The following is a 10,347-nucleotide window of genomic DNA, read 5'->3' on the forward strand; positions in this document are numbered from 1 at the left end:
GATTAGACGCGCAAATCGTTTACGCTTCAGATATGTACGGATATTCCGCGCGTCGTAATCCGCCATTTCGTTGAACGCCGCAGTTGGCGGATTACGACGCGCGGAAACGCTATACTTGTCTGAATGCTGGATAACTTGCGCGTCTAATCCGCCCTACTACGCTTGATCTTTTTTAGCTAATATTTCAATTCAATATTATAGCTTATGACTAAACCCAAAGTTATCGTAACCCGTAAATGGCCTGCTCCTGTCGAAGCGCGGTTGCAGGATCTGTATGACGTGCAGTTAAACGAAGCCGATGTGCCAATGACAGTGGATGCCCTTAAGGCAGCTTTGCAAACTGCGGATGCCCTTTTGCCCACTGTCACTGATGCCATAACCGCCGACATTTTGGGCGTAACCAACAAACGTGCCAAAATCATTGGTAATTTTGGGGTCGGATATAACAATATCGACATCGATGCTGCAAAAAGGGAAGGCCTCGTAGTCACCAATACCCCGCACGTACTGACTGACTGCACGGCAGATATTGCGATGTTGTTGTTGTTAATGACGGCGCGTCGCGCTTCGGAAGGCGATAGGCTGGTCCGCAACCAGCAATGGACAGGTTGGCGGCCTACCCACATGCTGGGGCGAAAAGTGACCGGTAAAACGCTGGGGTTGATAGGTTTTGGCCGTATTGCCCAGGCCGTCGCGAGAAAAGCGCATCACGGGTTCGGCATGAAAATACTGTTTACCGACCCTTATCCGCCCTCGCAAGAAATAATTGACGGGCTACAGGCAACACTATGTGCAACGCTTGAAGAGTTATTGACGGAAGCTAATTTTGTGTCCTTGCATTGCCCCGGCGGTGATGCCACCAAGCATTTGATTAACGAACAACGCCTGAAACTGATGCGCCCATCGGCGCACCTTATCAACACCGCCAGGGGCGATGTCGTCGATAGCAAAGCGCTAATCAGGGCATTGAAAGAAGGTTGGATTGCCGGGGCAGGCCTGGACGTTTACGAAGGTGAGCCGAACATCGACCCAGGATTTCTGGAACTCGACAATGTGGCGTTATTGCCGCATTTGGGCAGCGCCACCGAAGAAACCCGCGTTGCGATGGGTAATCGTGTGCTGGACAATATTGCCGCTTTTTTTGTGGGTCATGAGCCTGGCGACCGGGTTGCTTAAAGAGTCTCTGACTAAATCCTTCGACAGGCTCAGGACGAACGGCAACGTGTTGATTTCGTTCGTGGTGAGCTTGTACCACAGGCATTTCCTTCGGTCGTCGAACCATGAACGAATCAACATATTCCGCGTCTTCTTAGGTTCTGTTGACATTTCAGCAACGGAAAATCAGGCGATTACCGTCATGCCGTCAGGGAGTGACGGCATCCAGTCGGCATGGAAGCCATCCCTGGCTTCTGGATTCCTGCAATCCATGCCGGAAAGACGATACCTCTTTCGGCGCTTAAAGCTAACTCTATGTTTTTGTGAACTTAGTTCCAGTAGTAAAATGCCAACAGAACCTAACGCCTGCCGCCTCTTACTGCGCTAACGTCTTCAAATTTGACTTTCAAAGGCTTGCCGCAGTACAGGTTGCCGTCCAGTCCGGCGATAGCCGCCCTGGCTTCATGGCCTTCCATGCCGATAAAACCGAATCCTCTGCACTTGCCGCTGAAAATATCTGCGACAAGTTGAACGGAGCGGACTTTCCCGTATTGGGAAAATAAGGTTGTTACAGTTTCTTCTGTGGCATCGCTAGGCAGGTTGCCTACAAATAGTCGTTTCAAGTGTGTTGTCCTAATTCAAAGAGATTGTGGCTTGCCTGGCCAACAAAATGTACTTAAGTTCGGTTTAAACGTGGGTTCAAATGGATAGATGTTTTAGGCCGGGACTACGTTGCTGGCTTGAGGGCCTTTTGGGCCGGTTTCCACCTCGTATTTTACGGCTTGGCCTTCAGCCAGCGTCCGAAAGTCACCTTGGCTGACTATCGCAGAAAAATGTACAAATACATCAGGGCTGCCATCGCTAGGTGAAATAAAACCAAATCCTTTGGCCTCGTTAAACCACTTTACTGTACCTGTTGCCATATTACGTCCTCATGCCATCGGCATAAATAAATCATTAGTGTTTGATTGCTAACCATACAAGGCAGAGAAAGGAAAATGCTTGGATTTTCTGAAAGTACTGATCAACGCGCAAGGATTGAATGTAAGAATCGCCAAACGTAAACGCCTGATTTTCTTCTATTCACAAATTTATTATAAGGACTAACCACTAAGATAGCTATTGAAATATTCTTATTCCGATTAAACCTAAGGACTCTGGACACTACAGAAAGGCAAACGGCGGAAAATGTTGCAGTGCTATATAATTTAGCTGGGTTCGGTATTTAGCTTACTTTGCTTCATTATTTATCGGCCACACAGACAGAAAAACAGCAAATTTGAGTTATTTCGCTTGGTTTTTTTGAAGCACCACACAAAAAGCAATGGATCACCTTAAAAAATGACCCCAACCACACTGTTCAAATGTCTTGCCGATGAAACACGCTTGCGCTGTATGGTCTTGCTACAAAAAGAAGGCAAGTTATGCGTGTGCGAGCTTACTCATGCGCTTGATATGCTGCAACCAAAAATTTCTCGCCACCTTGCCCAGTTACGGCAATGTAACCTGTTGCTCGATAGCCGCGAAGGGCAGTGGGTGTATTATCAAATCAATCCTGCGTTACCTGCTTGGGTGTTTGATATATTGGATACAACCGTGAAAGAGCTGGGCGGTGAACATAAGCAACAAGGAGACAGTGATAGATTACAAACGATGGAAAGCCGTCCTGAGATGAAAAGGTGCTGTAACTAATTTTTTTAGTTATAATATTTGCTTATACGAATATATAAATATTGTTAAGGACATCATGTTAAACATCTTGATTTTATGCACAGGCAATTCCTGCCGCAGTATTTTAGGCGAGGCGTTGATTAACCATCTTGCGGGTGACCGGTTTCGAGCCTTCTCCGCAGGCAGCCATCCAACTGGAAAAGTCAATCCTAATGCGCTTGCAACTTTAGTGCGTAACGGTATCCTTACAGACGGTTTTACCAGCCAATCCTGGGATGAATTCGATGGCAAGGGCATTGATATTGCCATTACGGTGTGCGATCAAGCAGCGGGAGAAGTGTGTCCAGTCTACCTAAACAGCGCGATAAGGGCGCATTGGGGCTTGACTGACCCTGCCCACGTTACTGGCACGGATGAAGAAATAGCCAAGGCGTTTCAAGCCACTTACGATGCGTTATCTGCCAGGATACACAAAATGCTGGCATTGCCGTTGGAAGACTTGAACAGCGCCGACATAACAAAGGCATTGAATGAGATTGGCGGCCATTCATGAGCGGTAAGCCGTCTGCGTTAGGATTTTTTGAGCGGTATCTGACGGTTTGGGTGCTGCTCTGTATTGCTTCTGGTGTCGTTTTGGGGCAGTTTTCCCCTGACATTTTTCAAGCCATTGGGCGCATGGAGTTCGCACAGGTCAATCTGCCAGTCGGGTTGTTGATCTGGATTATGATTATCCCGATGTTGGTGAAGGTCGATTTCACTGCATTGCATGAGGTGCGCCAGCACGTGCGGGGAATAGCCGTGACGCTGTTCGTGAACTGGCTGGTCAAGCCGTTCTCGATGGCATTCCTCGGCTGGCTATTTATCCGCAACCTGTTTGCTCCGATGCTGCCTGTAGACCAGCTCGACAGTTACATTGCCGGGTTAATTTTGCTGGCCGCTGCGCCCTGTACTGCGATGGTGTTTGTGTGGAGCAGGCTCACCAGCGGCGATCCGCTCTTCACGCTCTCACAGGTAGCATTGAACGATGCCATCATGGTTGTGGCATTTGCACCATTGGTCGCATTTTTGCTGGGTATCTCAGCAATTATTGTACCGTGGGCGACGCTCATTACGTCATTAGCGCTATACATCGTGATTCCAGTAATTCTTGCCCAACTCTGGCGCAAATTGCTTTTAGTTAAAGGGCAAGCAGCTTTCGATGCCGCTATGGTAAAGATTGGGCCATGGTCGATTATGGCTTTACTGGCAACCCTGGTGCTGCTTTTCGCTTTTCAGGGGGAAGCCATCTTGAAACAACCGTTGGTTATCGCACTGTTGGCTGTGCCGATCCTGATCCAAGTGTTCTTCAACTCAGCCTTGGCTTATTGGTTGAACCGTGCGGTCGGTGAAAAACACAATATTGCCTGTCCATCAGCGTTAATTGGAGCGTCCAACTTCTTCGAACTTGCCGTCGCCGCCGCTATTAGCCTGTTCGGTTTTCACTCAGGGGCGGCACTTGCCACCGTGGTTGGTGTACTGATCGAAGTGCCAGCAATGCTTCTGGTTGTACGGGTTGCAAATGCTTCTAAAGGCTGGTACGAGCGATCCCCAGCGTCTACTTCACAAGGCATGAATAAAAAGGAAAGTAGTCAGCGTTCTTAGTCGTTAAGCAGCATTTTCACTTAGCCAATTACTCAAATTGGCAAAATCGAGTAGGGAGATAGTCTCCGCCCTAGCAACCGGATCGATACCTAGCGCAACAAGGCCATCTTCGCTGATTAGTTTTTTGAGTGAGTTTCTCAGGGTTTTGCGGCGTTGTGAAAAAGCCTGGGTTACCACTTTGTTGAATACGGCTAGATCATTGACCACCACAGGCGGCTTAGGGTGTGGGATCAATTTTATGACGGCTGACATGACTTTCGGCGCTGGATCGAAGCTCTCAGGAAAAACATCAAACAAACATTCCGTTGAGCAGTAATACTGCACCATCACACTAAGCCTACCGTATTTTTTACTCCCTGACGCTGCGCAAATCCGGTCAACCACTTCTTTTTGCAGCATAAAGTGCATGTCTGCAATGAAAGCGGCATTCTCCAGTAAATGAAATAGCAAAGGCGTAGAAATGTTGTAAGGTAGGTTGCCGATGATGCGTAGTTTTTCTTTCTGCCCCCCCTGTTCTATGAGCGCGGAAAAATCAAATTTCAGGGCATCAGCACTGTGAATGGTTAATTGGGGCTGGCCTTTAAATTTATTCCTAAGCAGGCTTACCAAATTCCTGTCCAGTTCTACCACATCAAGCGTGATGTTTTTATCCAGCAACGGTGTAGTTAAAGCGCCTTGCCCAGGGCCTATTTCAACCCAGTGTTCGCCTGGTTTGGTTTGCAGGCTGGACAAAATGTTTGTAATAACGGAATGGTCATGCAGAAAATTTTGGCCAAAACGATTGCGCGGGGCATGTGTTGGGTTAGGCATGGCTGTTATTAGCCATCGCTAGTGCGGTTTCCATTGCATAACGCAAGCTGCCTGAGTCGGCTTCTCCCGTGCCTGCCAATTCTAGTGCGGTGCCGTGATCTACGGATGTGCGAATGATGGGGAGCCCCAAGGTGATATTGGCTGCTCGGCCAAAACCAATATGTTTGAGTACCGGTAAGCCCTGGTCGTGGTACATTGCTAACACGGCATCGGCCTTATCAAGGTTTTTGGGGGTGAATAGCGTGTCAGCGGGTAAGGGGCCATCAAGATTGATACCCTGCTTACGTAAGCCATTTAGGACGGGTTGAATGATGTCAATTTCTTCCCTGCCTAAATAGCCGTTTTCCCCGGCATGTGGATTCAACCCGCACACCAGTATCTTCGGGTTGTCGATAGAAAATCGGGTACGCAGGTCGTGATCCAGGGTTCGAATAACCTGTCTCAGACGGGTATGGGTAATCGCTTGGCTGACTTTTGCCAGGGGCATGTGGATGGTCACTAAAGCCACACGCAAGCCTGGGGTAACCAGCATCATAACAGGATTACCGCCTGTTATATCGGCTATAAATTCGGTATGTCCGCTGAATGCAAAACCGGCATCATTGATAACACCCTTATGCACCGGGGCTGTGACCATCGCCGCAAACAATCCTTTGATACAGCCTTGTGCAGCTTTAGTGATGGTCTTTAATATATAGCGGCTATTGGCAGCGTTAAGATGGCCTGCGTTAACGGGTGCAATCAGGTCAACGGGCATTATGGTTAGTTGTCCTGCCTTATGCGCTGGTGTGGGCGCGTCACTATTGAATTCAATTAACTGAAGAGGTAAACCTAACTGTTTAGCACGTTCTTGTAGCAAGTCTGGGCTTGCTATGGCTACCAGTTGGCAAGGCAAGTCGGATTGTGCCAAAGCAATACACAAGTCTGGGCCTATGCCTGCCGGTTCGCCCGGCGTTAACGCGATTTTTAGGTTTTGGTTATTGGCCATGTGCAGCAAGGAAAAATGAGAGATTTTACAGTATAAAAAGATTAGGGCGGGTTAAAAAAGCCAGTTGTTTTGAAGTTTTTGATGACACAATATCTACCGAAAGTTTATTTTCGGTGGGATGGCCCTATCAGGGCAGAGTTGGGTTATCATTTTTAAAGCATGACTACTTCAATGCAATCTGCCACATTAGAAAATGTCGTGGGCACATGCTGTTTTGTACACATGCGGAATGAATCTTTTGATTGGAGTAAAATCACCCCCAGCAACACTACCCCGTAATATTTATCACCCAGAGAACAGCCTATGCAGCAAGATAATCAGGAATCGTGTTCAAATCCATGTAATTTATGTGGCGGTAGGGGGATATCTGTCCTTGCTAACCATAGCCGTAGCGGCAAGCCGCTCAGGACGGTGATCTGTAAGGACTGTGGGCTGGTCTGGACTGACCCTTTGCCCCATAATCCCAAGGTCTTTTACGAAGATGATTACCGGGTCGCCTATAAGGGCACGTATACACCCAAGCCGAAACATATTCTGCGTGCCGGGAAAGTCGCTTTGTATCGGCGTAAGCTGCTGGACAAATGGCTACCCCAACCGCTAAAAATTCTCGACGTAGGGACAGGCGGCGGGGAATTCGCTTACTTGCTGCAATCGCTGGGTCATGATGTAAGCGGGATAGAGCCTAACAAAGGCTATGCCGAGTATTCAAAACAGGAATACGGCTTGAAAGTCCAAATCGGTTTTATCCAGGACATCCAGCAGCCTGATCAATCTTTCGACCTGATCACCATCTGGCACGTACTAGAACATACTGAAAATCCGCACGACGTTTTGGTCAGGCTACATTCCTTGTTAAAACCTCAAGGCATCCTGGTTGTAGAAGTGCCGACCATAGAAGCAACTTGCCAGTCACCCAAAAGTACTTTTCACGAGGCTCATATTTTCAATTTTAATCTCGATACCTTGCGTAAACTCGGTGAGAAAGTCGGGTTTACCGAACTGGAACATAAAGTTTCCGCAGATGGTGGCAACATCACTGTATTTTTTCAGAAGAGCACCCCCATGGCTTATCTAATTAAAGATAAGGGATTAAACATTCCAGGTAACGCAGAGCGGATTATCAATATCGTGAACAATCATACTGCTTGCAAACATTACCTGACTGCCGAGCCTTATCGGCGATTTTTTTGTCGCATGAGCCGGACGATCAGCGAACAATGCATGACTGCCAATTTTGTCAATGGCAAAAAATTACTCGACCGGTTATATGCTTGATAGGGCTAATGCAGTGAATTTTGAAAAATATGGGGCGACAGTAGGTCACTCTGCTCATCATATTGTGCCATAGCAAGTATTAAATAATGCCATATAGATGCAAGGCACAATATGTCGAGTTACGTGACTTCGATTGCAATCAACTGAGCCGGACGGGGCATGTTGCCAATCCCGTCACGCATGAGGATTCGTGGCGAACGGTTCCAGATCCGATCAGATGCCAAGTATCAGATTGATAGTAAGCAATCATAGGCAACGCAGATGAAGTCTGCCAGGTATTTAGGAGACGGGTTATAATAGTTATAAGTGCCGTTCCTGAAAGAATATGATCATGCCGGAAAAACTAACGACTTCTCTTGAGCCAGACAAAAAACAACGACTGCTATCCATTTTTGAACGGTTGTTACCGCTGGTGGATAGCCTTGCCGACAAGCTGCGGTTAATGTTGGTTCTTGGGCTGCTGGTGACAGTTTGGTTGGTCGTCTGGTTTTTCTTTTTGAAACATTATTCTTTAGCCATCACAGCTATGGCGGGTATTGTGGCACTTTTGCCGACACTGATCCTAGTAAGGTTCTGGTGGGCATTGGAAGAACTAAAAAATCTGCCCGGCATCGCAGGACAAATGGTAGGCGATGTCAAAACTGAACTCCAGGTATCGGTGCAGAATATCCGAGCCGGAAAAGCACCTAAGTTAGGTTTTTTTAGCGCGGGCAAGAGTCTTTGGTCGGTTGCAGCAATGGCTTCTGAGGCACGTGAATTGGTGGGTTCTTATTTCAGCTTAGCGACACTGGCCAACCCGTTCATGCTGGTTTTGGGTGTTTTGTCGTTTGTGAGCGTGTTTTTGCTGTTTTTGGTCGGCATTGTGCTGGCATTTTTTGTTTAGCCGGTTTCACCTTTATCTATGCAAATAATCGCTATTTATCCCGGCACTTTTGACCCGATCACCAACGGCCACCTTGATTTAGTTGCACGGGCTTCCCGGCTTTTTCATAAAGTCATTGTTTCTGTTGCCGTTAATGCAGGGAAAACGCCATTGTTTTCCCTGGAAGAACGGGTAAACTTGGTCGAACAAGCGACCTCAAAACATGCTAATGTGGAAGTGATCGGTTTTGATAATCTGTTAGTCGATTGTGCAAGGCAGTATGGTGCGACTGTGATTTTGAGAGGACTTAGGGCGGTATCGGATTTTGAATTCGAATTCCAAATGGCAGGTATGAACCGTAACCTTGCACCAGAATTGGAAACCCTATTTTTGACACCGCCGGAGCAGTATACGTTTATTTCATCGAGCGTGATTAAATCCATTGCCCAGTTGCATGGCGATATTTCCTCATTTGTACCAGAGGTGGTCTACCAACAGCTAATCAAAAAGTTTAACCAGGACTAAGTATGTCATTGATAATTTATGATGAATGTATTAACTGCGATGTCTGCGAGCCGGAGTGCCCAAATGGGGCTATTTCTCAAGGCGAAGAGATTTACGTTATCAATCCCGCCTTGTGTACTGAATGCGTCGGACATTACGGCCTACCCCAATGTGTAGAGGTTTGTCCTGTCGATTGCATCACTAAAGACCCGAATTACGTTGAGAACAACGAAACCTTGTATCAAAAATATTTAAAGTTAACAAAAAAGCCCTTAACCCCCCCCTCATCCCAACCTTCCCCCTAGAGGCATAGGTATCCACACAAGTTAAAACGCCGTCACCCCGGCAGATACCGTCTTGCCCACCTAAAAGCAAGCGATATTTAGATGGCATAGTTAGGATCAAAAGGTTTGCCAGATTTGATGACGCCGAAGGCGACATGAATTAACTTACGCATAGCGGCGCAAGTAATGGCTTTACCGTTTTTACCGTTACGCTGAAGGCGACCCCAAAAGGCCTGAATGACGGGGTTATGGCGCTTGGCACAAAGAGCGGGCATGTATAAAACCTTACGCAAGGCGGAGTCGCCCGTTTTGGAAATATGCGTATTACCGCGCCATTGGCCTGATTCGCGTAGCACCGGCGCAAGACCCGCAAAGGCCGCAACTTGCTTGGCACGGGTAAAACCATGATGCTCGCTTAATGCCCCCAATAAAGGGGCGATGCAGGCCTCACCAATACCAGGGATAGTTTCGGGCAGGTCACTGCGCTGTTTAAGGTCAGGGTTGTTGTCAATATGATCTTTAATCGCTTTGCGGGTTGATTTTAGCTCGGTTCCCAGGGCGCTGAGGACATTGGTGATCGATGGGTGTGTGCTGGCATCCGCTGTTTCCAGGCGGTTTTGCTCCATTTGAAGCATCTCCAATAGATGTCCGACACGGCGCACCAGCGCCTGCAGTTCGCGAATATGGGCGGGTGGCGGTGTCCACGGCGGTGGCTGCGCCATCAATGCGTAACGGGCCATGAGCTTGGCATCCGCTTTGTCGGTTTTGGCGCGACTCAGTTCACTTTGGCAAACGCATGAATTTTGGCTGGATTAACGGGGCTCACAGGAAAGCCATGGTTGACCAGATAGTCGGCCAATGGCAAGCTGTATGAACCTGTTGCTTCCATACAAATTAATGGGCTATCGTCACCGCAAAGGCTTAAAAACCAGGCTCCAAAACCAGCAAGACCAACGGCGTCGTTGGCAAAGACTTTATGCTTAAACTGTCCTTCCATAAGGCAGGCAACATCGAATTTCTTTTTGGCAATATCTGCGCCGATGACAATATTAAAATCTTTCTTAATCATAGCCTTATCATTGTTTTCAAAAATAAAAAAGTTAATGCTCAGGAGACACCGCTATGTTCAACCTTATGGATACAGGCTCTAGGCCTAA

General features: G+C 47.6%; 12 protein-coding genes and 1 pseudogene. 8 read left to right on the plus strand and 5 right to left on the minus strand.

Going from position 1 to position 10,347, the window contains the following annotated elements:
* Positions 1-204: 204 nt before the first annotated feature.
* Positions 205-1,176: a 2-hydroxyacid dehydrogenase gene (locus tag ACLQ6D_RS08820; protein WP_411726915.1), complete on the plus strand. Its 972-nt coding sequence runs from the start codon at positions 205-207 to the stop codon at positions 1,174-1,176.
* A 338-nt stretch (positions 1,177-1,514) separates the two neighbouring features.
* Here ACLQ6D_RS08820 and ACLQ6D_RS08825 read toward each other — a convergent pair whose 3' ends face one another.
* Both ACLQ6D_RS08825 and ACLQ6D_RS08830 read right to left on the minus strand, forming a co-directional pair.
* Complete coding sequence (locus tag ACLQ6D_RS08825) at positions 1,515-1,778, minus strand: RNA recognition motif domain-containing protein (RefSeq protein ID WP_411726916.1); 264 nt, start codon at positions 1,776-1,778, stop codon at positions 1,515-1,517.
* A gap of 93 nt (positions 1,779-1,871) precedes the next feature.
* Positions 1,872-2,078, minus strand: coding sequence for a cold-shock protein (locus ACLQ6D_RS08830; RefSeq protein ID WP_411726917.1), 207 nt, complete (start codon positions 2,076-2,078; stop codon positions 1,872-1,874).
* A 418-nt stretch (positions 2,079-2,496) separates the two neighbouring features.
* Here ACLQ6D_RS08830 and ACLQ6D_RS08835 point away from each other — a divergent pair, with 418 nt between their 5' ends.
* From ACLQ6D_RS08835 to arsB, 3 genes are read left to right on the plus strand one after another with little or no spacing between them, the layout of a single operon-like run.
* A complete protein-coding gene (locus tag ACLQ6D_RS08835) occupies positions 2,497-2,847 on the plus strand; it encodes a metalloregulator ArsR/SmtB family transcription factor (RefSeq protein WP_411726918.1) in 351 nt (116 codons plus the stop codon).
* A gap of 55 nt (positions 2,848-2,902) precedes the next feature.
* Positions 2,903-3,379, plus strand: coding sequence for an arsenate reductase ArsC (locus tag ACLQ6D_RS08840; RefSeq protein WP_411726919.1), 477 nt, complete (start codon positions 2,903-2,905; stop codon positions 3,377-3,379).
* Complete coding sequence (arsB, locus tag ACLQ6D_RS08845) at positions 3,376-4,467, plus strand: ACR3 family arsenite efflux transporter (RefSeq protein ID WP_411726920.1); 1,092 nt, start codon at positions 3,376-3,378, stop codon at positions 4,465-4,467. Before ACLQ6D_RS08840 ends, arsB begins: the two co-directional genes overlap by 4 nt.
* Before the next feature lie 3 nt (positions 4,468-4,470).
* Here arsB and rsmA read toward each other — a convergent pair whose 3' ends face one another.
* Both rsmA and pdxA read right to left on the minus strand, forming a co-directional pair.
* Entirely contained in the window at positions 4,471-5,277 is an 807-nt protein-coding gene (gene rsmA, locus ACLQ6D_RS08850; protein ID WP_411726921.1) for a 16S rRNA (adenine(1518)-N(6)/adenine(1519)-N(6))-dimethyltransferase RsmA, read from the minus strand.
* A complete protein-coding gene (pdxA, locus tag ACLQ6D_RS08855) occupies positions 5,270-6,265 on the minus strand; it encodes a 4-hydroxythreonine-4-phosphate dehydrogenase PdxA (protein WP_411726922.1) in 996 nt (331 codons plus the stop codon). The genes rsmA and pdxA overlap by 8 nt, the downstream gene beginning before the upstream one ends.
* Positions 6,266-6,568: 303 nt before the next feature.
* Between pdxA and ACLQ6D_RS08860 the strand changes: the two genes are divergently transcribed.
* The 4 genes from ACLQ6D_RS08860 (at position 6,569) to ACLQ6D_RS08875 (ending at position 9,211) form a co-directional block, all read left to right on the plus strand.
* Positions 6,569-7,540 (plus strand): methyltransferase domain-containing protein, encoded by a 972-nt coding sequence (locus tag ACLQ6D_RS08860; protein WP_411726923.1) that lies wholly within the window; start codon positions 6,569-6,571, stop codon positions 7,538-7,540.
* A 331-nt stretch (positions 7,541-7,871) separates the two neighbouring features.
* Positions 7,872-8,423 carry a hypothetical protein gene (locus tag ACLQ6D_RS08865; protein WP_411726924.1) on the plus strand — a complete coding sequence of 184 codons (552 nt, stop codon included), beginning with the start codon at positions 7,872-7,874 and terminating at the stop codon, positions 8,421-8,423.
* A gap of 18 nt (positions 8,424-8,441) precedes the next feature.
* Positions 8,442-8,927, plus strand: coding sequence for a pantetheine-phosphate adenylyltransferase (gene coaD / locus ACLQ6D_RS08870; RefSeq protein WP_411726925.1), 486 nt, complete (start codon positions 8,442-8,444; stop codon positions 8,925-8,927).
* A gap of 2 nt (positions 8,928-8,929) precedes the next feature.
* Positions 8,930-9,211 carry a YfhL family 4Fe-4S dicluster ferredoxin gene (locus ACLQ6D_RS08875; protein ID WP_411726926.1) on the plus strand — a complete coding sequence of 94 codons (282 nt, stop codon included), beginning with the start codon at positions 8,930-8,932 and terminating at the stop codon, positions 9,209-9,211.
* A gap of 77 nt (positions 9,212-9,288) precedes the next feature.
* Here ACLQ6D_RS08875 and ACLQ6D_RS08880 read toward each other — a convergent pair.
* Positions 9,289-10,259: pseudogene (locus ACLQ6D_RS08880) on the minus strand (IS110 family transposase).
* Positions 10,260-10,347 lie beyond the last annotated feature (88 nt).

Origin of the sequence: Methyloglobulus sp., assembly GCF_046714055.1 — a bacterium.
Classification (GTDB): Bacteria; Pseudomonadota; Gammaproteobacteria; order Methylococcales; family Methylomonadaceae; genus Methyloglobulus.